General features: G+C 70.8%; 21 protein-coding genes, 1 tRNA gene and 1 riboswitch. Of the genes, 16 read left to right on the top strand and 6 right to left on the bottom strand.

All coding sequences use genetic code 11. The features are described from left to right. The first annotated feature begins 5 nt into the window (after positions 1 to 5). The 3 genes from ACFY0K_RS14385 (at position 6) to ACFY0K_RS14375 (ending at position 3239) form a co-directional block, all read left to right on the top strand. A complete protein-coding gene (locus ACFY0K_RS14385) occupies positions 6 to 1493 on the top strand; it encodes a protein kinase (protein ID WP_351957367.1) in 1488 nt (495 codons plus the stop codon). Between the two features lie 103 nt (positions 1494 to 1596). Beyond that, the gene (locus ACFY0K_RS14380) at positions 1597 to 2421 is read left to right on the top strand and encodes a glycoside hydrolase domain-containing protein (RefSeq protein WP_390640085.1); all 825 of its coding nucleotides are present in this window, start codon (positions 1597 to 1599) and stop codon (positions 2419 to 2421) included. A 170-nt stretch (positions 2422 to 2591) separates the two neighbouring features. Further along, complete coding sequence (locus tag ACFY0K_RS14375) at positions 2592 to 3239, top strand: SurA N-terminal domain-containing protein (RefSeq protein WP_390640084.1); 648 nt, start codon at positions 2592 to 2594, stop codon at positions 3237 to 3239. Here ACFY0K_RS14375 and ACFY0K_RS14370 read toward each other — a convergent pair. Beyond that, the gene (locus ACFY0K_RS14370; RefSeq protein WP_390640083.1) at positions 3208 to 3390 is read right to left on the bottom strand and encodes a hypothetical protein; all 183 of its coding nucleotides are present in this window, start codon (positions 3388 to 3390) and stop codon (positions 3208 to 3210) included. The two genes, ACFY0K_RS14375 and ACFY0K_RS14370, sit on opposite strands and share 32 nt — an antisense overlap. Before the next feature lie 72 nt (positions 3391 to 3462). Here ACFY0K_RS14370 and ACFY0K_RS14365 point away from each other — a divergent pair, with 72 nt between their 5' ends. The 10 genes from ACFY0K_RS14365 to ACFY0K_RS14320 all read left to right on the top strand — a co-directional run bounded on the left by ACFY0K_RS14365 (position 3463) and on the right by ACFY0K_RS14320 (position 15312). After that, a complete protein-coding gene (locus tag ACFY0K_RS14365; RefSeq protein ID WP_390640082.1) occupies positions 3463 to 4470 on the top strand; it encodes a nucleoside triphosphate pyrophosphohydrolase in 1008 nt (335 codons plus the stop codon). Continuing rightward, on the top strand, positions 4467 to 5720 hold the full coding sequence (locus ACFY0K_RS14360; RefSeq protein ID WP_390640081.1) for a cytochrome P450: 1254 nt from the start codon (positions 4467 to 4469) through the stop codon (positions 5718 to 5720). The genes ACFY0K_RS14365 and ACFY0K_RS14360 overlap by 4 nt, the downstream gene beginning before the upstream one ends. A gap of 210 nt (positions 5721 to 5930) precedes the next feature. Then, entirely contained in the window at positions 5931 to 6929 is a 999-nt protein-coding gene (locus ACFY0K_RS14355) for a transglycosylase family protein (protein WP_390640080.1), read from the top strand. Positions 6930 to 7122: 193 nt separating this feature from the next. Then, positions 7123 to 7297, top strand: a riboswitch (cyclic di-AMP (ydaO/yuaA leader). Positions 7298 to 7301: 4 nt separating this feature from the next. After that, the gene (locus ACFY0K_RS14350; RefSeq protein WP_390640079.1) at positions 7302 to 7994 is read left to right on the top strand and encodes a transglycosylase family protein; all 693 of its coding nucleotides are present in this window, start codon (positions 7302 to 7304) and stop codon (positions 7992 to 7994) included. 418 nt (positions 7995 to 8412) lie between these two features. Next, positions 8413 to 9699, top strand: a complete 1287-nt coding sequence (gene eno, locus ACFY0K_RS14345; protein WP_351957329.1) for a phosphopyruvate hydratase — start codon at positions 8413 to 8415, stop codon at positions 9697 to 9699. 126 nt (positions 9700 to 9825) lie between these two features. Continuing rightward, positions 9826 to 10302, top strand: coding sequence for a septum formation initiator family protein (locus ACFY0K_RS14340; RefSeq protein WP_351957330.1), 477 nt, complete (start codon positions 9826 to 9828; stop codon positions 10300 to 10302). A 29-nt stretch (positions 10303 to 10331) separates the two neighbouring features. Continuing rightward, positions 10332 to 10856 (top strand): DUF501 domain-containing protein, encoded by a 525-nt coding sequence (locus ACFY0K_RS14335; protein ID WP_390640078.1) that lies wholly within the window; start codon positions 10332 to 10334, stop codon positions 10854 to 10856. A 196-nt stretch (positions 10857 to 11052) separates the two neighbouring features. Further along, positions 11053 to 11994: an exopolyphosphatase gene (locus ACFY0K_RS14330; RefSeq protein WP_390640077.1), complete on the top strand. Its 942-nt coding sequence runs from the start codon at positions 11053 to 11055 to the stop codon at positions 11992 to 11994. A gap of 441 nt (positions 11995 to 12435) precedes the next feature. Next, positions 12436 to 13815, top strand: a complete 1380-nt coding sequence (locus tag ACFY0K_RS14325) for an NAD(P)/FAD-dependent oxidoreductase (protein WP_351957333.1) — start codon at positions 12436 to 12438, stop codon at positions 13813 to 13815. A gap of 207 nt (positions 13816 to 14022) precedes the next feature. Continuing rightward, entirely contained in the window at positions 14023 to 15312 is a 1290-nt protein-coding gene (locus ACFY0K_RS14320) for a class I SAM-dependent methyltransferase (protein ID WP_390640076.1), read from the top strand. Positions 15313 to 15375: 63 nt separating this feature from the next. Here the strand turns inward: ACFY0K_RS14320 and ACFY0K_RS14315 are convergent, their stop codons facing one another. Further along, a complete protein-coding gene (locus tag ACFY0K_RS14315) occupies positions 15376 to 17904 on the bottom strand; it encodes an ABC transporter permease (protein ID WP_390640075.1) in 2529 nt (842 codons plus the stop codon). Further along, positions 17904 to 18677 (bottom strand): ABC transporter ATP-binding protein, encoded by a 774-nt coding sequence (locus ACFY0K_RS14310; protein ID WP_093502021.1) that lies wholly within the window; start codon positions 18675 to 18677, stop codon positions 17904 to 17906. Before ACFY0K_RS14310 ends, ACFY0K_RS14315 begins: the two co-directional genes overlap by 1 nt. Positions 18678 to 19089: 412 nt before the next feature. Here ACFY0K_RS14310 and ACFY0K_RS14305 point away from each other — a divergent pair. The 3 genes from ACFY0K_RS14305 (at position 19090) to ACFY0K_RS14295 (ending at position 21211) form a co-directional block, all read left to right on the top strand. Beyond that, positions 19090 to 19172: transfer RNA gene (locus ACFY0K_RS14305), tRNA-Leu, on the top strand. Positions 19173 to 19386: 214 nt separating this feature from the next. Then, positions 19387 to 19575, top strand: coding sequence for a hypothetical protein (locus tag ACFY0K_RS14300; RefSeq protein ID WP_390640074.1), 189 nt, complete (start codon positions 19387 to 19389; stop codon positions 19573 to 19575). Positions 19576 to 19690: 115 nt separating this feature from the next. Then, a complete protein-coding gene (locus ACFY0K_RS14295; RefSeq protein ID WP_390640073.1) occupies positions 19691 to 21211 on the top strand; it encodes an MDR family MFS transporter in 1521 nt (506 codons plus the stop codon). A 182-nt stretch (positions 21212 to 21393) separates the two neighbouring features. Here ACFY0K_RS14295 and ACFY0K_RS14290 read toward each other — a convergent pair whose 3' ends face one another. The 3 genes from ACFY0K_RS14290 to ACFY0K_RS14280 all read right to left on the bottom strand — a co-directional run bounded on the left by ACFY0K_RS14290 (position 21394) and on the right by ACFY0K_RS14280 (position 23081). Then, positions 21394 to 21981, bottom strand: a complete 588-nt coding sequence (locus ACFY0K_RS14290; protein WP_390640072.1) for a TetR/AcrR family transcriptional regulator — start codon at positions 21979 to 21981, stop codon at positions 21394 to 21396. Positions 21982 to 22271: 290 nt separating this feature from the next. Then, positions 22272 to 22532: a hypothetical protein gene (locus tag ACFY0K_RS14285; protein ID WP_390640071.1), complete on the bottom strand. Its 261-nt coding sequence runs from the start codon at positions 22530 to 22532 to the stop codon at positions 22272 to 22274. Positions 22533 to 22679: 147 nt separating this feature from the next. Next, positions 22680 to 23081, bottom strand: a complete 402-nt coding sequence (locus ACFY0K_RS14280) for a helix-turn-helix domain-containing protein (RefSeq protein WP_390640070.1) — start codon at positions 23079 to 23081, stop codon at positions 22680 to 22682. Positions 23082 to 23173 lie beyond the last annotated feature (92 nt).

Raw genomic sequence — 23173 nt, 5'->3', positions numbered from 1 at the left:
ACGAGCTGTCCACGCTCATCGGGCAGGGCGGCATGGGCCAGGTGTGGACGGCGTACGACCAGCGGCTCGACCGGCGGGTGGCGGTGAAGCTGCTGCGCCCCGACAAGGTGGCGGGCGCGGAGGCGGAGGAGCTGCGCCGCCGGTTCCTGCGGGAGTGCCGGGTCACCGCGCAGGTCGACCACCCCGGCCTGGTCACCGTGCACGACGCGGGCAGCGAGGGCGAGGAGCTCTTCCTGGTCATGCAGTACGTGGACGGCGCCGACCTCTCCGACCACCTGGCCGAACACGACCCGTACCCGTGGCAGTGGGCGGTCGCGGTGGCCGCACAGCTGTGCGCCGTGCTGAGCGCCGTGCACGCCGTGCCGATCGTCCACCGCGACCTCAAGCCGCGCAACGTGATGGTGAAGCAGGACGGCACGGTCACCGTCCTCGACCTGGGCGTCGCCTCCGTCATGGACACCGACACCACCCGTCTGACCCACACCGGATCGCCGATCGGCTCGCCCGCCTACATGGCGCCCGAGCAGGCGATGGGCGGCGCGGTCGGCCCGTACACCGACCTGTACGCGCTCGGCGTGCTCCTGCACGAACTGCTCAGCGGGGAGGTCCCGTTCGCGGGTTCCACGGCGCTCGGCGTGCTGCACCGGCACCTGTACGAGCCGCCGGTGCCGGTACGCCGGACCCGTCCCGAGGTCCCCGAACCACTCGAAAGCCTCGTGCTGCGCCTGCTCGCCAAGGACCCGCAGCACCGCCCGGCGTCCGCACAGGAGGTCTACGAGGACCTGGCGGCGCTCCTGCCCGCGCGCGGGACGCCGTCCGGGTCGCCCCTGGACCCCACGCGCCCCTTCCTGCGCCCCCACGCCCCCTGGCCCGACCGGGCGCGGACCCCCGCACCGCAGCCCGCCGCCCCCGTGGCCGCCGTACCCGGCAGGCCGGATGTCGCCGCCGCCGTCGACGAGGTCAAGCGGCTGCTCGGGGAGGGGCGCATCACCCAGGCCGTCGACATCCTGGGCGCGATCCTGCCCGCCGCCGCCGACCAGCACGGTGAGCGCTCCACGGTCGTCCGCACGCTGCGCAAGCAGTACGCGGCCACGCTGATGGACGACGGACAGTACCGGCGGGCGCTGCCCGAACTGCGCCGCCTCGCCGACGAACGCGCCGCCGAGGCGGGCCAGGCCGACCCGCAGGTCCTGCGCTTCCGCTACGAGACCGCCCAGTGCCTGGAACAGCTCGGCGAACCGGCGGCGGCGCTCGCGGAGTACCGCGCGCTGCTGCCGTACTACGAGAACCAGTACGTGGCCGGCGACCCGCAGCTCGCGCACGAGGTGCGCCGCCGGATCGGGCATCTGCTGCTCGCGCTCGGCGACCGGCCGGCCGCCCACGACACGCTCACCCGGCTGCTGTTCGACGTGGAACGGCTGCACGGGCCCGGCCACCCGCTGGCGGGCGAGGTGCGGCGGACGCTGCACTGGCTGGGGCAGATGCGCGGCTAGTTCCCGCACAGTGCATACTGCACCTGCTTTTCGCACAACCTGTCGCACAGCAACGGCGGCACAGGCAAAGACACAAGTAAAGACACAGGGGTGGGGTTCCGGCATGTCCAGCCATCGGCAGTCGAAGAAGCGCAGATACATCACCTGGGGCGTCGCGGGTGCCGCGGTCGTCGCCGGGGCCGGCATCGCCGCGCAGACCTCCATGGCGGCCACCACCTGGCCCGCCCAGAAGACGTTCACCGGCCGCGCGTTCGACACCTGCACCGCGCCCTCGCTCGCCGCGATGAAGGCCTGGAACACCGGCTTCTACGGCGCCGCCGCCGTCTACATCGGCGGCAAGAACCGCGGCTGCAACCAGCCCAACCTCACCGCCTCCTGGGTCAAGTCCGTCTCCGCGGCCGGCTGGAAGCTCATCCCGCTCTACGTCGGCGCCCAGCCGTCCTGCGGATCCGGCGGCTCCGTGAAGATCAGCGCGGCCACCGCGGCCGCCACCGGCAAGTCCGAGGCGGACGACGCCGTGGCCAAGGCCGCCGCGCTCGGCATGAAGGCCGGAAGCCCGATCTACCTCGACATGGAGGCGTACGACACGACGAACACGTCGTGCAACAACGCCGTGCTGACCTACGTCCGCGCCTTCGACAAGGAACTGCGCGCGAAGACCTACCGCGCCGGCTACTACGGCTTCACCAGCTCCAGCGCCAAGGCGATCGCGAACGCCACCGACAAGACCGACCTGCCGGGCAACCTCTGGTACGCGCTGTGGGACAAGCAGAACACCACGACCGCGGACTGGCCGTTCGGCGCGTCCCAGTACACCGGGCACAGCCGGGCCCACCAGTACTTGGTGAACAGCAAGGAGACGCGCGGCGGTTACACGATCACCGTGGACCGTGACGCGTGGGACGCCCCGGTGGCGATCACGGGCTGAGCGGGATCCGCGCGGGATCAGTACCGCAAACCCTTCCGGAGGGTGGTGCGGCGGTGCCGGAAGTGCGTGTGAATCGTTGGTCGAATGGGTTGGCCAGAGCTTGCCCACTGCCTACCATCGATCACCGCAAGACTTTGTGCACCGTCGCACAATCTCCTCGGGAGGCACCCTTGCACCGCCGCCGTCGCACCGCGCTCCTCCTCTCCGCCGCGATCGCCGCCGCGGCCCCCTTCCTGACCGCCTGCGGAAGCGACGCGCACCCGGGCGCGGCGGCCGTCGTGGGTGGCCAGCGGATCACCGTCTCGCAGCTGGAGAACCGCGTGAACGAGGTGCGCCGGGCGCAGCGCGCCGCGGTGCCCGACGCGACGCAGTACCAGCAGGTCCTCGCCTCCACCAGCAGCCTCACCCGGGACACCCTGTACAACATGGTCCTCGACAAGGTGCTGCACCGGGCCGCCCAGGACGCCGGCGTCGGCGTCACCCGCGCGGAGGTCGAGCAGATGCGCTCCGGCCTCGAACAGCAGGCCGGCGGTTCCGCGGCGCTGCAGACGGCCTGGCTGCAGAAGTACGGCATCGCCCCCCAGCGGCTGGACGACAACCTCCGCTTCCAGGTGGAGGCCAAGAAGCTCGCCGAGGCGCTCGGCACCGACACCTCGCAGCCCGCCTTCTGGAAGGCCCTGGCCAACGCCTCCAAGGAACTGCACGTCGACCTCAACCCGCGCTACGGCGCCTGGGACGTCCAGAAGAGCAGCCGGGTGGACGCCAAGACCCCGTGGGTACGGGAGGTCACCTCGGGCGGGACGCAGGCGTCGGCGTAGGGCGGCCCCGGGCCATCGGTGCGGCCACCTCCGCTGCTACCACGGCGATCACCGCGATCACCGCGAGCACCGCGGTCACGGTGAGCACGGCGATCACCGCGGTCACGGTGAGCACGGCGATCACCGCGGTCACGGTGAGCACGGCGGTCATACGATCACTTGATCGCCGCCGCCCTGTGGACAAACCGCGAGGTGGGCGGCGGCGGTGCGTTACGTTCGGAGCGTGAACACCACCAGGCCCGAACCCACCACCCCGGACCCCTCTCCCGCGGCCGCCGACGCCGGCCGGGTCGTCCTGCTCACCACCAGCCACCGGGTCGCCCCCGGCCTGCTGTCCTGGCCCGCCTGGCAGGCACTGCGCGCGGCGGACCGCGTGCTGTGCGCGGACGGCGCGCATCCGCAGCTGCCGTATCTGCGGGAGGCCGGGACCGCCGTGGACGAGGCCGCCCCCACCGCCGAGGAGCTGGTCGACGCCTGCGCCGGCGGCCGGACCGTGGTGGTCGTGGCGACGGGCGAGGGCGAGCCGGCCCTCACGGACGGCCTGGCCCGCCTGGCCGGCTCGGGCCGGGTCCGGATGCCCGAGCTGGAGCTCCTCCCCGCCTCCTACGACCTGCCCGGCGCCCGCCTCCTCGACCTCGTCCAGGTCATGGACCGGATCCGCGCGGAGTGCCCCTGGTCGTCCCGGCAGACCCACCGCGGCCTCGCGAAGTACGGCATCGAGGAGGCCTACGAACTCGTCGAGGCGATCGAGGAGGGCGACCGCGACGAACTGCGCGAGGAACTGGGCGACGTGCTCCTCCAGGTCGTCTTCCACGCGCGGATCGCGGAGGAGGACCCGGAGGCCCCCTTCTCGATCGACGACGTCGCGGGCGGCATCGTCGCCAAGCTCATCCACCGCCACCCGCACGTCTTCGGCGACGAGACCGCGTCGACGCCGGAGGAGGTCAAGGAGCACTGGCTGCGGACCAAGGCGGTGGAGAAGCGCCGCGAGTCGGTGACGGACGGGATACCCCTCGCGCAGCCGGGCCTCGCCCTGGCGGCGAAGCTGGCCTCGCGGGTGCGCACGGCGGGCCTCGAGGTGCCGCTGCCGCAGGCACCGGGCATAGGCTACGAACTGCTCGCGCTGGCGGCCCGCGCGGAGGCGGAGGGCGTCGACCCGGAGGCGGCCCTGCGCGCGGCGGCCCGGGCCTACCGGGACGCGGTGCGGGCGGCGGAGGGAGTGGCGAAGTGACCGCCGTCCCGGACCTGTTCACCTGGGAGTTCGCCGCCGACCCCTACCCCGCCTACGCCTGGCTGCGGGAGCACGAGCCGGTGCGGCGAACCCGGCTGCCCAGCGGGGTGGAGGCCTGGCTGGTCACGCGGTACGCCGATGCCAAGCAGGCCCTCGCCGACCCCCGTCTGTCCAAGAACCCGGCGCATCACGACGAGCCCGCGCACGCCAAGGGGAAGACCGGCATCCCCGGTGAGCGCAAGGCCGAGCTGATGACGCACCTGCTGAACATCGACCCGCCGGACCACACCCGGCTGCGGCGGCTGGTGAGCAAGGCGTTCACACCGCGCCGGGTGGCCGAGTTCGCGCCGCGGGTGCGGGAGCTGACCGACCGGCTCATCGACGGGTTCGCGGAGCGGGGCGAGGCCGACCTCATCCACGAGTTCGCCTTCCCGCTTCCCATCTACGCCATCTGCGACCTGCTCGGCGTCCCGCCCGAGGACCAGGACGACTTCCGGGACTGGGCGGGGATGATGATCCGGCACGGGGGCGGGCCGCGGGGCGGGGTCGCGCGGTCCGTGAAGAAGATGCGCGGGTATCTGGCCGAGCTGATCCACCGGAAGCGGGAGGCGCTGTCCGCCGAGGCCGGGCCAGGCGAGGACCTCATCTCGGGGCTCATCCGGGCCTCGGACCACGGTGAGCACCTCACCGAGAACGAGGCCGCGGCAATGGCCTTCATCCTGTTGTTCGCCGGTTTCGAGACCACCGTCAACCTGATCGGCAATGGCACGTACGCGCTGCTCACCCACCCCGGGCAGCGGGCCCGGCTGCAGGAGTCCCTGGCGGCCGGCGAGCACGGGCTGCTGGAGACCGGGGTCGAGGAACTGCTCCGCTACGACGGACCGGTGGAGCTGGCCACCTGGCGGTTCGCCACCGAGCCGGTCGCGATCGGCGGGCAGCACATCGCGCCCGGCGACCCGGTCCTGGTCGTCCTGGCCGCGGCCGACCGGGATCCGGAGCGGTTCGCGGAGCCGGACACCCTCGACCTCTCCCGGCGGGACAACCAGCACCTCGGCTACGGCCACGGCATCCACTACTGCCTCGGCGCCCCGCTCGCCCGCCTGGAGGGCCAGACCGCGCTCGCCGGCCTCCTCACCCGCCTTCCGGACCTGCGACTCGCCGTCGACGAGGGGGAGTTGCGGTGGCGCGGCGGACTCATCATGCGCGGACTGCGCACCCTCCCCGTGGAGTTCACACCCGCCGGTCGGTGAACCCTCGCCGGGCCTTCGGCGAGCCTTCGCCGAGGCCACTACCGGCCCGTACGGGCAAAAGGTGACCGGCGTTCAAGTCTGTGATCTTCACGTGATCTGCGCGGCATTAACTTGTGACAAGTGATCGTCTGCCGATACGTTCACCCATCAGCGCGGCGCCCTTGCGGGACCCGCCGCGCCGGTCACCGCTGTCGCTCGAAAGGTTTCCGCATGCTCTCCGGGAACGGTCGTCACCGTCGCCCCCGCCAGGCTCCGGCACTCCTCGTCGCGGCCGGGGTGACCGGCTCGGCCATCGCCATCCCGCTCCTCGGCGCGGTGAACGCCAGCGCGGCCGACGGCTCCACCTGGGACCAGGTGGCCGAGTGCGAGAGCGGCGGCTCCTGGAGCGCCGACAACGGCACGGGCTACTACGGCGGTCTTCAGATCTCCCTGGAGGACTGGAGCAAGTACGGGGGCCAGGAGTACGCCTCCACGCCGGACCAGGCGAGCCGTTCGCAGCAGATCGCGGTCGCCGAGAAGATGCTCGCCGACCAGGGCACCAAAGCGTGGCGGACCTGCGCCCTGCTCGCCGGACTCTCGTCCGACGACGCCTCGGTGAACGTGGACACGGGTCTCGGCAACTCGGGTGGTTCGTCCGGTTCATCCGGATCCTCGGACTCGTCCTCAGGTCTGTCCGACTCGTCCTCTTCCTCCGGTTCCGACACCTCTTCGGGTGTCACGGACTCCGGGAGTGACTCCGCCACCCCCTCTCCGGGCGCGAGTGCCGGCGGCGACTCCGAGGTCGACTCCTCCGGCAAATCCAGCAAGACGGACAAGTCGGAAACGTCCGACTCCGATTCCGGCTCCGGCGCGCCGAAGGTGAGTGAGAGTCCCGCCACCTCCGGGGCTGACGACTCGGACAAATCGTGGCAGACCGGCGGGTCTTGGAGTCTGGTGGACACGGGGGCCGTCAGTGGCGGCGGCAAGCACCGCGGCGGTTCGGCGGACGAAAGCGTGACAAACGGTCAGAGTGTCACCTCCTCCGGCCGGCACGCCTCCGGCGACAGCGGCACCTACACCGTCCGCGACGGCGACACCCTCGCCTCCATCGCCGACTCCCTTGGCCTGGACGGCGGATGGCGCGCGCTCTATGACGCGAACAAGGCTGATATCGGCTCCGACCCGAATGCCATCACCCCCGGTCAGACCCTGAAACTCGGCACCGAATAGGACGAAAGGCGGCGGGAGTTGACGCCCCGTTCGAGCCGAATGTCCGTTTTGGTGAAAGTGTGGGATGAGTCTCAGAAGCCCTGATCATCTTTGAAATTCATCTGATCGTCTGTTTACGGTCGAGGCCGCTCGTCACCACGAGCCCCGGCCGTCGCAACGCCGAGTCCTGCCAGCGGCTGCCCGGGAACAGTCGTCGCGTCATGCGCCGTAGGCAGGAGCGGGGGACCCAAGGTAAGTGCCGGGACCGGTGGTTGAGACCGCCGATCCGGCTCGGGGTGAAGCCGCGCACCGACACACAGGTGTGCGGCCGGGCAACTCAACCGGCCCGAACCCGACAGCTCACCTCGCAGGCGTCGGTGAGGGGATCGATCCATGCTGTTCTCCGGCAAGGGCAAGCACCGTCGTCCGTCCAAGGCCGTCCGCGCCATCGCTGTCGCCGGTGTCACCGGCGTCGCCGTCGCCGCCCCGCTGATGGCGGCCGGCAGCGCCTCCGCCGCCACCGCCTCCGAGTGGGACGCCGTCGCCCAGTGCGAGTCCGGCGGCAACTGGGCCATCAACACCGGCAACGGCTACTACGGCGGTCTGCAGTTCTCCGCCTCCACCTGGGCCGCGTACGGCGGCACGCAGTACGCCGCGCAGGCCAACCAGGCCACCAAGGCGCAGCAGATCCAGATCGCCGAGAAGGTCCTCGCCGCCCAGGGCAAGGGTGCCTGGCCGGTCTGCGGCACGGGCCTGTCCGGTGCCACCTACACCGGCAGCAGCTCCAGCAGCTCCAGCAACTCCGCCGGCTCGTCGAGCAGCAGCACCAGCACCCGCTCGACCGACACCCAGGCCGCGTCCCGCTCCGCCGAGCGTCCGGCCGCCAAGAAGACCGTCACCACCCCGACCGGCAAGAAGGTCAAGAAGGGCGACGGCGAGTACAAGGTCGTCAAGGGCGACACCCTCAGCTCGATCGCCGAGAAGCACAAGGTCAAGGGCGGCTGGCAGGCGCTGTTCAAGCTGAACAAGGACATCGTCGAGGACGCCGACTTCATCTACCCGGGCCAGCAGCTGCACCTGAAGTAGGGCACCTGACGCAGCCCGCGGGCGGCCGCCGAAAGTACTGGGCGGTGCCCAGCTGAACCACAGCTCTCCCACAACCGTGGTCCCCATAGTGGAGACCACGTGAGGGCCACCCCCGTCCCCCACGGACCCCCGCCCCGGTGCGTTTTCCCCCGAACGCACCGGGGCGGGGTTTCTCTGTGCCGCCACCCCACCGCCCCGTCGGCCCCGTCGTCCCCTTCTTGGTCCGCTCTTCTCCCGTTCTTCATCGGGCCCCCCTTTGTTCCGCGCGTGAACAATGAGTACCGTCTGTGTGTCCACGGGCCGGTCGGTCGTGCCGGCCGACGGCCCCGGGACGGTTAGGCTCTAGTCGCAAGGCTGAGCAAGGGCCGACGAGGCCCGCGTGCGCCCCGCACAACCAGCGTCACATCCCAAGAAGGAGATGCTCGTGCCGTCCATCGACGTCGTCGTAGCCCGGGAAATCCTGGACTCCCGAGGCAACCCCACGGTCGAGGTCGAGGTCGGCCTCGACGACGGCAGCACGGGTCGTGCCGCCGTCCCGTCCGGCGCCTCCACCGGTGCCTTCGAGGCCATCGAGCTCCGTGACGGCGACCCCAACCGCTACCAGGGCAAGGGCGTCGAGAAGGCCGTCCTCGCCGTCATCGAGCAGATCGGCCCGGAGCTCGTCGGCTACGACGCCACCGAGCAGCGCCTGATCGACCAGGCGATGTTCGACCTGGACGCCACCGACAACAAGGGCTCGCTCGGCGCCAACGCCATCCTCGGCGTCTCCCTCGCCGTCGCGCACGCCGCCTCCGAGGCGTCCGACCTGCCGCTGTTCCGCTACCTCGGCGGCCCGAACGCCCACCTGCTGCCCGTCCCGATGATGAACATCCTCAACGGCGGCTCGCACGCGGACTCCAACGTCGACATCCAGGAGTTCATGATCGCCCCGATCGGCGCGGAGTCCTTCTCCGAGGCGCTGCGCTGGGGTGCCGAGGTCTACCACACCCTGAAGAAGGTCCTGAAGGGCAAGGGCCTGGCCACCGGCCTCGGCGACGAGGGCGGCTTCGCCCCGAACCTGGAGTCGAACCGCGCCGCGCTCGACCTCATCCTGGAGGCCATCAAGCAGGCCGGTTACGTCCCCGGCGAGCAGATCGCGCTCGCGCTCGACGTCGCCGCGTCCGAGTTCTACAAGGACGGCAAGTACGAGTTCGAGGGCAAGTCCCGCTCGGCCGCCGAGATGACCGAGTACTACGAGGAGCTCGTCGCCTCCTACCCGCTGGTCTCCATCGAGGACCCGCTGTTCGAGGACGACTGGGCGGGCTGGAAGGTCCTCACCGACAAGCTCGGCGACAAAGTGCAGATCGTCGGCGACGACCTGTTCGTCACCAACCCGGAGCGCCTGGCCCGCGGCATCGAGGAGGGCACCGCCAACGCCCTGCTCGTCAAGGTGAACCAGATCGGTTCGCTGACCGAGACCCTGGACGCCGTCGAGCTGGCCCAGCGCAACGGCTTCAAGTGCATGATGTCGCACCGCTCCGGTGAGACCGAGGACGTCACCATCGCCGACCTCGCCGTCGCCACCAACTGCGGCCAGATCAAGACCGGCGCCCCGGCCCGCTCCGAGCGCGTCGCCAAGTACAACCAGCTGCTGCGCATCGAGGAGATCCTCGACGACGCGGCGGTGTACGCGGGCCGCAGCGCCTTCCCGCGCTTCAAGGGCTGAGCCCGTACCTCCCCGTACGGCCCGTAGAGGGTAAGGCTTAGCCAGTCGTACGTACGTCCCCGTACCCGGTCCCGTACCGTGTCCGGGGACGTACGCACGTATCAGGGCGACCAGGGAGGCGGGGACATGGCCGTGAAGGACCGGGACCGGTTCTCCACCGCGACCAGGCTCAAGCTGCTCGGCGAGCAGACGGCGGCCCGGGTCTACCGCTCCCAGACCAGGCGCCAGGCCCGCCGCTCCCGGCTCACCGGCCGCGCCGCGCTGCTCGCGATCGTGCTGTGCACGATGGTCGTCGCGCTCGCCTATCCGATGCGGCAGTACGTCTCCCAGCGCGCCGAGATCTCCGACCTCGAACGGCAGCAGCAGCAGGCCCGGCAGCGGGTCGAGCAGCTGCGGGACCTCAAGGCGCGGTGGCAGGACGACGCGTACGCCGAGCAGCAGATCCGCGAGCGGCTGCACTATGTGATGCCGGGCGAGACCGGGTTCGTGGTGATCGACCCCGGTGCCGCCAAGCAGGCGCACGCCTACCTCGGGGCGGCCGACCGGCCCTGGTACGCGAACGTCTGGGACGGCGTCGACAAGTCCGACGCGTCCGACCAGTGAACCGACAGAAAGCCACACAGAACACAGTCATGCAAACGCCTCCGCCCTCCACTCCGCGCACCGAGCCGACCGACGCGGACGTCGAGGCCTTCAAGCAGCAGCTCGGGCGGCCGCCGCGCGGGCTGCGGGCGATCGCGCACCGGTGCCCGTGCGGGCAGCCGGACGTCGTGGAGACCGCGCCGCGGCTGCCGGACGGGACGCCGTTCCCGACGCTGTACTACCTGACGTGCCCGAAGGCCGCGTCCGCCATCGGGACCCTCGAGGCCAACGGCGTCATGAAGGAGATGACGGCGCGGCTGGAGAGCGATCCCGAGCTGGCGGCGGCGTACCGGGCCGCGCACGAGGACTACATCCGGCGCCGGGACGAGATCGAGGAGCTGACGGGCTTTCCCAGCGCCGGGGGGATGCCGGACCGGGTGAAGTGCCTGCACGTGCTCGTGGCGCACTCCCTGGCCGCCGGGCCCGGCGTGAACCCGCTCGGCGACGAGGCGATCGCCATGCTGCCGGAGTGGTGGGCCAAGGGGACGTGTGTGGTGGCCCCGGCCGAGCACTGACCGCCGGACAGGTCGCCGTCCCGGGGGCTCCGCCCCCGGACCCCCGGGACCCTCGCCCATCCACCACCCGACTCGGTCGATTGAACAGGTACCGTCCCGACCGGGTCGGTCGAACGGGCGCCGCCCCTGCTCGGCCGACACAGCTCGGCTCGGCTGGGCCGGTCGAGCCTTCACGAACAGACAAGGAACCCACGCCATGACCCGCGTCGCCGCCATCGATTGCGGAACCAACTCCATCCGGCTGCTCGTCGCCGACGCGGACCCGGAGACGGGGGAGCTCGTCGATCTGGACCGGCGGATGGTGATCGTGCGGCTCGGGCAGGGGGTGGACCGGACCGGGCGGCTGGCGCCGGAGGCGCTGCAGCGGACGTTCGCGGCCTGCCGGGAGTACGCGGCGGTCATCAAGGAGTACGGCGCGGAGCGGCTGCGGTTCGTGGCCACCTCCGCCTCCCGTGACGCCGAGAACCGGGACGAGTTCGTGCGCGGTGTGCTGGACATCCTCGGTGTCGAGCCGGAGGTCATCAGCGGCGACCAGGAGGCCGAGTTCTCCTTCACCGGCGCCACCCGGGAGCTGAGCGGCCGCGAGGACCTCGCGAAGCCGTTCCTCGTCGTGGACATCGGCGGCGGGTCGACGGAGTTCGTCGTGGGCGACGCGCACGTGCGGGCCGCGCGGTCCGTGGACGTCGGGTGCGTGCGGATGACCGAGCGGCACCTCGTGCACGAGGGGCACGTCAGCGACCCGCCCACCGAGGCCGAGACCGCCGCCATGCGGGCCGACATCGAGCGCGCCCTGGACCTCGCGGAGGAGACCGTGCCGCTGCGCGAGGCGCGCACGCTGGTCGGTCTCGCCGGCTCGGTCACCACCCTCTCCGCCATCCACCAGGACCTGCCGGAGTACGACTCCGCGGCCATCCACCACTCCCGCATCCCCTACGACCGGGTCCGGGAGATCACCGAGTGGCTGCTGCGGTCGACGCACGCCGAGCGGGCGGCGATCCCCTCCATGCACCCCGGGCGGGTCGACGTCATCGGGGCCGGTGCCCTCGTACTTCGGTCGATCATGGAACGGGTGGGTGCCGAGGAGGTCGTGGTGAGCGAGCACGACATTCTGGACGGCATCGCCTGGTCCGTCGCCTGACCCACAGATCGGCGTGATCCATCCTCGGATGAGCATGCGAATCGACGGGTGAGCGACCTGAACGGCCTGTGACACGCCGTGCCACGACACCTCGGCGGAAAACTTCGTGAAGTTCTTCACAAGGAATTCGGTGCAGGTGGGGGGTCCGGTGGGCGCTCATGGGCCGTTCGGGGGCTCAACAGGCCCGAGCGCGTGCTCAGGAGAGCGTTCGGGGGGTGTCTCGGGAGGTGCTCGTGCGGGTGACATCGGGTGCCCTCACGGTGCCCCCGGAAGCCTGGAGGGGCAGCTCACACGGCATTGACAACGGGTCGTATCGGAAGGGGGTTCCCCCTGTCGACCATGACCTGTGTCACGTGGGCGGCGGAGTGTAACACGACCCCTGTGGAACCTTGTGAAGGGGCGCACGAGCGGCCCCCCTGGGGCGGGTGGATACTCGATGCCATGAGCACCACGGAGCGTCCCAGGATCCTCGTAGTAGGCGGTGGGTACGTAGGCCTGTACGCAGCTCGGCGCATCCTCAAGAAGATGCGCTACGGCGAGGCGACCGTCACGGTCGTCGACCCCCGGTCGTACATGACCTACCAGCCCTTCCTCCCCGAAGCCGCCGCCGGCAGCATCTCCCCTCGGCACGTCGTCGTCCCGCTGCGACGCGTGCTGCCGAAGGCGGAGGTCCTCACCGGCCGGGTCACCACCATCGACCAGGACCGCAAGGTCGCCACGATCGCGCCGCTCGTCGGCGAGGCGTACGAGCTGCCTTTCGACTACCTCGTCATCGCGCTCGGCGCGGTCTCCCGCACCTTCCCGATCCCCGGCCTCGCCGAGCAGGGCATCGGCATGAAGGGCATCGAGGAGTCCATCGGCCTGCGCAACCACGTGCTGGAGCAGCTGGACAAGGCCGACTCCACGAACGACGAGGAGATCCGCCGCAAGGCGCTCACCTTCGTCTTCATCGGCGGTGGCTTCGCGGGCGCGGAGACCATCGGCGAGGTCGAGGACATGGCCCGCGACGCAGCCAAGTACTACAAGAACGTGTCCCGTGAGGACATGCGCTTCGTCCTCGTCGACGCCGCCGACAAGATCCTTCCCGAGGTCGGCCCCAAGCTCGGCCTGTACGGCAAGGAGCACCTGGAGAGCCGCGGTGTGGAGATCTACCTCTCCACCTCGATGGACTCCTGCGTCGACGGCCACGTGGTGCTGAAGAACGGCCTCGAGGTCGACTCCAACACGATCGTGTGGACGGCCGGCGTGAAGCCGAACCCGGCGCTGGCCCGCTTCGGCCTGCCGCTCGGTCCGCGCGGTCACGTCGACACCGCGCCGACCCTGCAGGTGCAGGGCACCGACTACATCTGGGCCGCGGGCGACAACGCCCAGGTGCCGGACGTCGCCGCCCGCAAGGCCGGCGTCGAGAACGCCTGGTGCCCGCCGAACGCGCAGCACGCGCTGCGCCAGGCCAAGGTCCTCGGCGACAACGTGGTCTCCGGCATGCGGGGCTTCCCGCAGAAGGAGTACAGCCACGCCAACAAGGGCGCGGTCGCCGGTCTGGGTCTGCACAAGGGCGTCGCGATGATCGTCCTGGGCAAGACCAAGATCAAGGTCAAGGGCCGTCTGGCCTGGTACATGCACCGCGGCTACCACGGTCTGGCCATGCCGACCTGGAACCGCAAGATCCGCATCTTCGCCGACTGGACGCTCGGCATGTTCCTCAAGCGCGAGGTCGTGTCCCTGGGTGCCATGGAGAACCCCCGCGAGGAGTTCTACGAGGCCGCCAAGCCGGCTCCGGTCGCCGCCCCGAAGACCGAGGAGAAGGCCAAGGCCTCCTGACCCCGGTCACCGGTCGCTGAACCGTCCGAAGGGCCTCCCGCCATCCGTGGTGCGGGAGGCCCTTCGGCGTTCCCGGGGGCCGGCCTGATTACATGGTGGCTACATCTTTTTTGCCGAGGTGTAACTCCTTTGCGGGACTGCGCTGCTGCCCTCACGGTGTTTACGTGGTAACCGGCATCCGGGATCGATGTCTTGGAGGTGTGCGCCATGGCCGACGCCGCGTCGCGGCTGAGGAGTGTTGCCGAGCAGGTGCTGGGAGCTCCGCTCCCGGTACGGCTGCGGGCCTGGGACGGATCGGAGGCCGGGCCGCCGGGCGCGCCGACGCTCGTCGTGCGCAACCGCCGCGCCCTGCGCCGCATGTTGTTCAAGCCGGGCGAACTGGGCCTGGCCCGCGCCTGGGTCGCCGGCGACCTGGACATCGAGGGCGACCTCTACGGCGCCCTCGCGGTGATGTCCGGGCTGATCTGGGAGCGCGGGGAGGACGGCCGTACCCTCGCGCAGGCGCTGCGCGACCCCGCCGTACGGGCCGCCGTCCGGGAGCTGCTGAAGCTCGCCGGGCCGCCCATCCCGCCCGCCCCGCCCCGCGAGGAGGTGCGCAGACGGAGCCATCTGCACACCCGACGGAGTGACAGACAGGCCATCAGCCACCACTACGACGTGGGGAACGACTTCTACCAGCTCGTTCTCGGGCCGTCGATGGTGTACTCGTGCGCCTACTGGGAGGAGGACGGGACCCTGGAGACCGCCCAGCGCGACAAGCTCGAACTCGTCTGCGCCAAGCTCGGCCTGAGCCCCGGTCAGCGGCTGCTCGACGTCGGCTGCGGCTGGGGCTCCATGGCGATCCACGCGGCCCGCGAGCACGGCGTGAGCGTCGTCGGGGTCACCCTCTCCCAGGAGCAGGCCGCGTTCGCCCGTAAACGGGTCGCCGACGAGGGTCTGACGGACCGGGTGGAGATCAGGGTCCAGGACTACCGGGACGTCCGCGACGGGCCGTACGACGCGATCTCGTCGATCGGGATGGCGGAGCACGTGGGGGCCGAGCGGTACCTGGAGTACGCGGAGAACCTGTACGGGCTGCTGAAGCCAGGGGGGCGGCTGCTCAACCACCAGATCGCGCGGCGGCCGCAGCGCGACGAGTCGGCGTACGACGTCGACGAGTTCATCGACGCCTACGTCTTCCCGGACGGCGAGCTCGCCCCGGTCGGCTCCACCGTCACCCAGCTGGAGCGGGCCGGGTTCGAGGTGCGGGACGTGGAGTCGATCCGCGAGCACTACGCCCGCACGTTGCGCAGGTGGGTGGCCAACCTGGAGGCCGACTGGCCGCGCGCGGTACGGCTGACCAGCCCCGGCCGGGCCCGCGTCTGGCGGCTGTACATGGCCGCCTCCGCCCTCGCCTTCGAACACAACCGCATCGGCGTCAACCAGGTGCTGGCCGTCCGGACCCCGGACTCCGGCGCCTCCGGGCTGCCCCTGCGCACCCGTACCTGGAACAGCTGACGGCACCCGAAAGGGGCCCCGCGTCATCCGCGGGGCCCCTTCGCCGTACCCGCCTGCCGGCCGCTACTCGGCCTTGATCGCCGCCAGCACGTTCAGCCTCGCCGCGCGGCGGGCGGGCCACAGGGCCGCCAGGACGCCGACCGTGCCGGCCAGGAGCAGGAAGACCGCCATCCTGGCCCAGGGCAGCACCAGTTCGTACGTCGGCATCCGCGAGCCGACCAGCTGACCGGCCGCCCAGCCGAAGAACACGCCGAGGCCGAGCCCCAGCACCCCGCCGAAGAGGGAGATGACCAGGGACTCCAGGCGGACCATGCGCTTGACCGCCTTGCGGTCCAGGCCGATCGCGCGGAGCATGCCGATCTCCTGGGAACGTTCGAACACCGACATGGCCAGGGTGTTGACGACACCCAGGACCGCGACGATGACCGCCATCGCGAGCAGGCCGTAGACCATGTTCAGGATCAGCGTGAACGCCTGTGCGATGGAGTCGGACAGGTCCTGCTTGTCCTGGACCTTGATCGCCGGGTTGGAGCCGAGGGCCTTCTCCAGCCTGTCCTTGGTCGCGCCCGACGCGCCGTCCGCCGTCTTGACCATGACCTGCATGTCGGCGGGGTCGGTCTCGTGCGGGGTGAGGACGGCGCTGTCGAGCATGATCCCGCGGATCACCTGGTTGCCCTGGTAGATCCCGGCGACCGTCAGCCGCTGCGCCTTCCCGTCCTCGTAGTGGACGGTGAAGCTCGAACCCGCTTTCCAGCCGTGCGACTTGGCGGTGTCGTCGTCCACGGTGACGTCCGAGCCGCCGACCCTGAAGGAGCCGCTGTCCACCGTGAGGTCGGTGAGCCTGCCGATCGACGAGCCGTCGACGCCGGTCAGGAACTCGGTCTCGCCGTCGATGCGGGAGGCCGCGTTGCTGAGCGGGCTGGAGGCGGTCACACCGTCCGTCGCCGCGACCTTCTTCGCCACGTCGGGGGAGAGCGCGTTGCCGTTGGCCATCGAGACGATGTAGTCCGCCCGGATCGCCGAGCTCGCCATCTTGTCGATGGACTTCTGCAGGCTGCCCGCCATCACCGTCATGCCGGTGATCAGGGTCAGGCCGATCATCAGCGCGGAGGCGGTGGCGGCGGTACGGCGGGGGTTGCGCACCGAGTTCTGCCGTGCGAGCTTCCCGGCGACGCCGAACCCGCGCAGCAGCGGGGCCGCGGCCGCGATCAGCGGGCGGGACAGCAGCGGGGTCAGGACGAAGACGCCGATGATGAGCAGGACCGCGCCGAAGCCCATCGGGGCCTGGCCGTCGCTGCCGCTCATCGTGGTCGCCGCCAGGATCACCACCACGCCCGCCGCCGAGAACAGGGCGCCGATCGTGTTGCGCAGCACCAGCGACTTGGTGGTCGGGGCGGCGTGCAGGGCGCTCATCGCGGCCACCGGCGGGATCTTCGCGGCGCGGCGGCCGGGCAGCCAGGCGGCCAGCATGGTGATGACGACGCCGACCGCGAGCGCGGCGGCCACCGTGCCGGGGCTGACGACCAGCGGGCCGTCCGGGACGGTCGCGCCGAACGAGCCGAGGAGCGACCGCAGTCCGGCACCGATGCCGATACCGGCGACCAGACCGGTCACCCCGGCCACCGCGCCGACCACGAACGCCTCGATCAGCACCGAGCGGGTGACCTGGCGGCGGGAGGCGCCCACCGCGCGCAGCAGCGCCAGCTCCTTGGTGCGCTGGGCGACCAGCATGGTGAAGGTGTTGGCGATGATGAACGTGCCGACGAACAGCGCGATGCCGGCGAAGACCAGCAGGCCCGAGCGCAGGCCGCTCATGCTGCTGGAGATCTGCTGTGCCTGGTCGTCGGCGAGCTTCTGTCCCGTGGTGGTCTCCACGAGCTTCTTCGGAAGGGCCGCGTCCAGCTGGGACTTGAGGGCGGCCTGGCCGGTGCCGGACTTCGCGGTCACGTCGATCTCGTCGTACGTGCCCTTCTTGCCGAACAGCTGCTGCGCGGTCGCCGTGTCGAACAGGGCGAGGCTGCCGCCGGCCGCGACGTTGCCGTCGTCGGTGGTGAAGACGCCGGCGACGGTCGGCTCGAGGACCGGGCCGTTCACCGAGATGCGCACGGTGTCGCCGACCTTGTAGCCGGCCCGCTCGGCGGTCCTGGAGTCGATCAGGACCTCGCCCTCGCCGCTCGGCGCGTGGCCGCTGACGAGCGGGTAACGGGCGTCCCTGGTGCCCCAGTAGTTGCCGCCCTCGGACTGCCAGCCGCCGCCGATCAGCTTGCCGTGCTTGTCGGCGATCGCGGTGAAGCCGGAGACGACGCCGGTGGCGGAGGCGGCCCCGGGGACCTTCGCCGCCTTGTCGAGCAGGGCCTGGGTGAGGTCGGGCGTCCTGCCGACCTGGTCGCCCTTGGAGTCCTGGTGCCTGGCCTGGACGGCCACGTCGACGCCCTCGAAGCCCTTGGCCGAGCTGTTCTGGTAGGCGTCCGAGATGGTGTTGGTGAAGACCAGGGTGCCGGAGACGAACGCGACGCCGAGCATGACGGCGAGCACGGTCATCAGCAGCCGGGCCTTGTGCGCGAGGACGTTGCGCAGGGCGGTGCGGAACATCAGCTGGTCCGGCCCTTCGCGTCGAACTGCTTCATGAAGTCGAGGACCGTCTCGGCCGTCGGCCGGTACATCTCGTCGACGATCCGGCCGTCGGCGAGGAAGACCACGCGGTCGGCGTACGCGGCCGCCACCGGGTCGTGGGTGACCATGACGACGGTCTGGCCCAGCTCTCGCACCGAGTTGCGCAGGAAGCCCAGCACCTCGGCGCCGGAGCGGGAGTCGAGGTTTCCGGTCGGCTCGTCACCGAAGATGATCTCCGGCCGGGACGCGAGGGCGCGGGCCACGGCGACGCGCTGCTGCTGGCCGCCGGAGAGCTGCGAGGGACGGTGGCCGAGCCGGTCCCGGAGGCCGACCATCTCGATCACGTTCTCCAGCCACTGCTTGTCCGGTTTCCGACCCGCGATGTCCATCGGGAGGGTGATGTTCTCCAGCGCGGTCAGCGTCGGCAGCAGGTTGAACGCCTGGAAGATGAACCCGATCTTGTCCCGGCGCAGCCTGGTCAGCTGCTTGTCCTTCAGGGAGCCCAGCTCGGTGTCGCCGATCCGCACGGAACCGGAGGAGAAGGTGTCGAGGCCGGCCACGCAGTGCATCAGCGTGGACTTGCCCGAGCCGGACGGCCCCATGATCGCGGTGAACTCGGCCTGCCGGAACTCGACGGTGACCCGGTCCAGGGCGACCACCTGGGTCTCGCCCTGGCCGTAGATCTTCGAGAGGTCCGTGGCACGTGCGGCCACGGAAGTGGTCCGCCGGTCGGCGATAGGTGTGGTGGACACGGAAGGGCGCTCCTGTCGGGACGACGGTGTTCATGGGGACCGCACCATCGTCTCGGCCGAACCGGCCCGTGTAGTCAGCCGCAGTTCCGGTTCCGGGGGGCGACCAAGGGGGGACCGGCGGGGTGCCGGGTCATACCTGGGGATGACACCGGACCCCGAGACCAGGATCCGGAACCGGGCGCTCCCAGTCGTCGAGAACGGGTGGAGCCCCCTTGTTCGGACGGTGAAATTCCGTCATTCCGTGTACGCGCCCACCCACCGCGCGTAACGCTATTGGCAAGTGCGGATGGCTCGTTCCGGGTGCTGATGCTCCCTCAGACGTCAATAAAATAAGACAACATCGGGTCGCCCGTCCGCTGTTCGGGGGACGCCTCCCGATAGGGTCGGAGCCTCGTAGCGGAGCCCATGGCCTGCCCGGATGGTGGAATGCAGACACGGCGAGCTTAAACCTCGCTGCCCCTCGCGGGCGTACCGGTTCAAGTCCGGTTCCGGGCACTTTCGCTGCCATTGCGCCGTTCCTGCCCATACGGCAGGTCGGCGCCGTCGCTCTCGTATCCCGTGGTGACAGGCGTCCCCACGATGTACATCGCGCGCCTGGAAGCCGCCACGCGGGACTCCCGCCGGCCGCCGCTGGACCGCCCCTTCTCCGGAGGCTCGGCGCTCCCGGTCACAGTGCTCGACGAGTTCCAGCAGGTCTTCGACTGCAACTGTGGCGGTGGTGCGGCCGGGTGTCCGGCAGGAGCCGCGGCTCGGCGCGGAGATCGTGGCCTGGAGCGGGGAGCGGCTCGCCGCGTACAAGTGCCCCGGCCGGTTCGAGTTCCCCGATGCCTTCCCGCTCGGCCCCGGCGGAAAGGCCCTGCAACGTGAGCTGACGGCTCTGCTCGGCGCCCGGTCCTGATCTTTCCCTGCCGCCCTGCCGTGCCCGGCTCCCGCTCTCTACGACACGTGTTGCACAGACAACACATGTCGTGGAAAGCTCTGGAGCTGGAACCCTCGGAAGGGAAGAGACACCCATGAGCATGGACAGTGCGGCGCCGTCGTCGGCCGCGGCCGACGCCGAGCGCATCGGCCCGGATCTCTGGTGGCTCACCGGCATCCTGGTGCTGGGAGGCTTCGCCACCCTGCTGGACAGTACGATCGTCAATGTCGCGGTCGGCACTCTCGCCAAGGAGTTCGACGCCGGGCTGTCCGCCGTCCAGTGGTCCGTGACCGGCTATCTGCTGGCCCTCTGCATGACCATCCCGCTCAGCGGATGGGCGGTCGAGCGCTTCGGCGCCAAGCAGACCTGGCTGTTCTCGCAGGTGGTATTCCTCGCCGGATCATTGCTCGCCGGGCTCTCATGGTCGGTCCAGAGCCTGATCGTCTTCCGTGTGCTCCAGGGCGTCGGCGGCGGCCTGGTGATGCCGGTCGGCCAGTCGCTGCTGGCCCAGGCGGCGGGTACCAAGCGGCTCGGCCGGCTGATGGGCATCGTCTCGATCCCTGCGATGTTCGCCCCGGTCGTCGGGCCGACGCTCGGCGGAGTCGTCATCGACCACACCGGCTGGCGGTGGATCTTCTACCTCAACCTGCCGCTCGGCCTCGCGACCATCGTGTTCTCACTCCTGAAGATCAGCAACGTGGTCGCCCCGGGCAGGTCCCGGCTCGACGTCCTGGGCCTCGCACTCCTCGCGCCCGGCCTCGGCGCCTTCCTGTACGGCCTGTCCGAGGTGGGCAGCCAGGGCGGCTTCGACAACGACGGCACGATCGCCGGACTCGTCGTCGGGGCGGTACTGATCCTCGCCTTCTGCGCGCACGCGCTGCGCACCCGCTTCGCGCCCCTGATGGACCTGCGGCTGTTCAAGGAGCGCAACTTCAGGAGCGGCACGTCGGCCACCTTCTTCCTGAGCATGGCGATGTTCGGGGCGATGATCCCGCTTCCCCTGTACTTCCAGCTCGTGCGCGGGGCGGACGTCATGGAGTCCGGCCTCCTGCTGATGCCGCAGAGCATCGGCTACTTCCTCGCCATCGTGGTGGTCGGGAAGCTCACGGCCGCCCTCGGGGCCCGTTCGGTCAGCGTCGCGGGCGTCTTCCTGGCCGTGATCGGCACCGTTCCGTTCGGGCTGATCACGGCCGACAGCAGCAAGGTCCTGCTCTGCTCGTCCATGGTCGTACGCGGTTTCGGGTTCGGCGCCGCCATGCTGCCGTGCATGACCACGGCCTACTCGGGCCTGAAACCCGCCTCGGTGCCCCACGCGACCAGCGCCTTCAACATCTTCCAGCGGATCGGCGCGTCCCTCGGCACGGCCGCCCTCGCCGTGGTGCTCCAGCAGCGCGCCACGGACGAACTGGACGGCCGCGCCGCGGGGCTGACCCAGGTCCTGCCGGGCGGCGACATCGCCCACTCGCTGGCGGGCGCCTTCTCGGTCACCTTCTGCTGGGCCCTCGGGCTGACCGTGCTGGCGCTCCTGCCGTGCGTCACGCTGCCGGGCCGGGTGCCACGCGACCACTTGGCGCCCGCCTCCCGGACCGCGCAGCTGACCGAACCCGCGGCCTGACCCGGAACAGGACCCGGGCCCGGCATGCGCGCGCATACCGGGCCCGAGTCCGTTCATCCGTGTGCCGGGCCGGTCGGCGCGCGGCGCGGCCGACGCACGGAGCCTGAACGCGGTGCGGGCGGTGGAGGAGGGCATGCGGGCCGCGCACGCGCTGGCCGGCGAGGCGTAACGGGCCGGCGACCTCAGGGGGCGCGCCGCAGTCCCTCCCACGCAGCGGCCGCCACGGCCTCGGCGGACAGCAGGTCCGGCCTCGTCAGCCATCGGGTGATCAGGCCGACGAAGGCGCCCGCGACGTAGTGCGCCCGCAGGTCGTTCGGCGGCGCCCCGTCGGACCGGGCACTCGCTGCGTCCATCTGCGCCGTGACCTCGTCGGCGAGCAGGTCACGGAGATGGTTGACGAACCTGGCCGTACCGTTCGGTCCCAGCATCTGCCGGTAGAGCCTGGCGTTCGACTCCACATGCCGGAAGAGCTCGACGAGCTCGGCGGGCATCCGGTCCGGCGGGCAGGCGAGCGGGCAGCGCGCGGCCGCGCGGGCGAGAGCGGTGATCTCGCTCTCCATGGCGGCGAGCAGCAGCTCGTCCCGGTCCTTGTAGTGCTGATAGACCGTGGCCCGGTTCACGGTGGCCCGTTCCGCGATGTCGGCCATCGTGATGGTGTCGGCGTCGCGTTCCGATGCCAGTTCCAGCGCGGCCGTCCGTAGCAGCGCACGCGTCCTGAGCACGCGAGGGTCGACGCGGCTCCCCGAGGTCCCGGCGGTGGGTTCCAACACCTTGCCAGACTACCGCCTGAACGACATCGAATGGATAAGCAACACCTGTTGCCGTGGCCGCACGGTCCGCGGATGGCGTCGCGGGCGTCGTCGGACGCCAGATCGTCCGCGGACGCCAGTACCGCGTCGAACTGCCGGCGTTCCCGGGTTCTCATTTCGTCGACGCCGAAGTCGGCGCTGTGGACCGAGCCGATTCCGTCGAGGGAGCGGATCACGCCCTCAATGCCATAGCGGTGAATCGTGCACTGGATTATCAGGGCGATGTGCAACCCGGCCGCGCGCCGAGCGGCTCACCCCTCGTAGACGGTCAGGACCGCCCCGTCCACCTCGATGCGGCGGCCCGCGCGCATGCCGTTGCGGCGCAGGGTGCGCAGGCACTCCTCGAAGAGGGCGAGTTCGGCCGGGTCCAGGATGGCGGCGGCCAGGTCCAGGAGCTCGGTGACCGAGGTGTCGGTCAGGACCTCGGGAAGTTCCCCGGCGAGCAGGACGACGGACTCGCCGTCGGGTTTGCGGACCACGGCCGTCGCCGGCCCGCCGTGCACGAACAACACATGTCCCCCTGAGAGCCCGTGGTCGTGCGGCTCTCGCGTTTCCCGGGCAGTGAGGCAGAGACTAGCGGCGGATCTTGACGCTTTCGTGCGGAGTTGGATTCTTTTTCCGACTTGACGGAAGAGTGCCCGGGAAGGGCCCGGCGGCGCTCACTTCTCGCGGGGCGCGCGGTCCAGCAGCGACTCGACGAGCGCGGTGACGTGCCGGCGGTCGTCGGCCGACAGTTTCTGGACACTGGCGATGAGCAGCGCGACCTCGGGGTCGGCGGCGCCGGCGTCCGCGGCGCCGTCCGGACCGGCGGCCGGCGAGGTGTCGTACACGTGGATCCCGCAGGCCTCGGCGGCCGCGCGGCGCACCGCCTCGAGCGGGAGTTCCAGGCCCTTGGCCAGGCCCTCCAGGGTCGTGGCCTGGGGCATGCGGACCACGCGCTCGGTGGTGGCCAGGTGGTGGACGGTGGAGCGGGGGATGCCGCCGCGCCGTGCCACGTCGCCGTAGGACCAGCCCTTGCGGTCGAGGTGCTCACGGATCAACTGCTGCAGTGCGTTGGCCACTGACCGTCACTTCCTGCTCGCCGCCTGCGGGGTCCTGCCATGTCGCGGCCGATTCTACGGGCGGGTAGCCGTTCGGCCGAGAGGGTGATTTT

Origin of the sequence: Streptomyces sp. NPDC001507 (assembly GCF_042894765.1) — a bacterium.
In the GTDB taxonomy this organism is placed as follows: Bacteria; Actinomycetota; Actinomycetes; order Streptomycetales; family Streptomycetaceae; genus Streptomyces.
Note: the sequence above shows the minus strand (reverse complement) of the source record. Positions and strands in the feature narration are given on the sequence as shown.

Excerpts from the sequence above, each read along its gene's own strand:
- ACFY0K_RS14335 (WP_390640078.1), top strand. The coding sequence starts at position 10,332 with ATGCAAACGCCTCCGCCCTCCACTCCGCGCACCGAGCCGACCGACGCG.
- ACFY0K_RS14330 (WP_390640077.1), top strand. The coding sequence starts at position 11,053 with ATGACCCGCGTCGCCGCCATCGATTGCGGAACCAACTCCATCCGGCTG.
- ACFY0K_RS14320 (WP_390640076.1), top strand. The coding sequence starts at position 14,023 with ATGGCCGACGCCGCGTCGCGGCTGAGGAGTGTTGCCGAGCAGGTGCTG.
- eno (WP_351957329.1), top strand. The coding sequence starts at position 8,413 with ATGCTCGTGCCGTCCATCGACGTCGTCGTAGCCCGGGAAATCCTGGAC.
- ACFY0K_RS14370 (WP_390640083.1), bottom strand. The coding sequence starts at position 3,390 with ATGACCGCCGTGCTCACCGTGACCGCGGTGATCGCCGTGCTCACCGTG.
- ACFY0K_RS14325 (WP_351957333.1), top strand. The coding sequence starts at position 12,436 with ATGAGCACCACGGAGCGTCCCAGGATCCTCGTAGTAGGCGGTGGGTAC.
- ACFY0K_RS14295 (WP_390640073.1), top strand. The coding sequence starts at position 19,691 with ATGAGCATGGACAGTGCGGCGCCGTCGTCGGCCGCGGCCGACGCCGAG.
- ACFY0K_RS14380 (WP_390640085.1), top strand. The coding sequence starts at position 1,597 with ATGTCCAGCCATCGGCAGTCGAAGAAGCGCAGATACATCACCTGGGGC.
- ACFY0K_RS14350 (WP_390640079.1), top strand. The coding sequence starts at position 7,302 with ATGCTGTTCTCCGGCAAGGGCAAGCACCGTCGTCCGTCCAAGGCCGTC.
- ACFY0K_RS14355 (WP_390640080.1), top strand. The coding sequence starts at position 5,931 with ATGCTCTCCGGGAACGGTCGTCACCGTCGCCCCCGCCAGGCTCCGGCA.
- ACFY0K_RS14315 (WP_390640075.1), bottom strand. The coding sequence starts at position 17,904 with ATGTTCCGCACCGCCCTGCGCAACGTCCTCGCGCACAAGGCCCGGCTG.
- ACFY0K_RS14340 (WP_351957330.1), top strand. The coding sequence starts at position 9,826 with ATGGCCGTGAAGGACCGGGACCGGTTCTCCACCGCGACCAGGCTCAAG.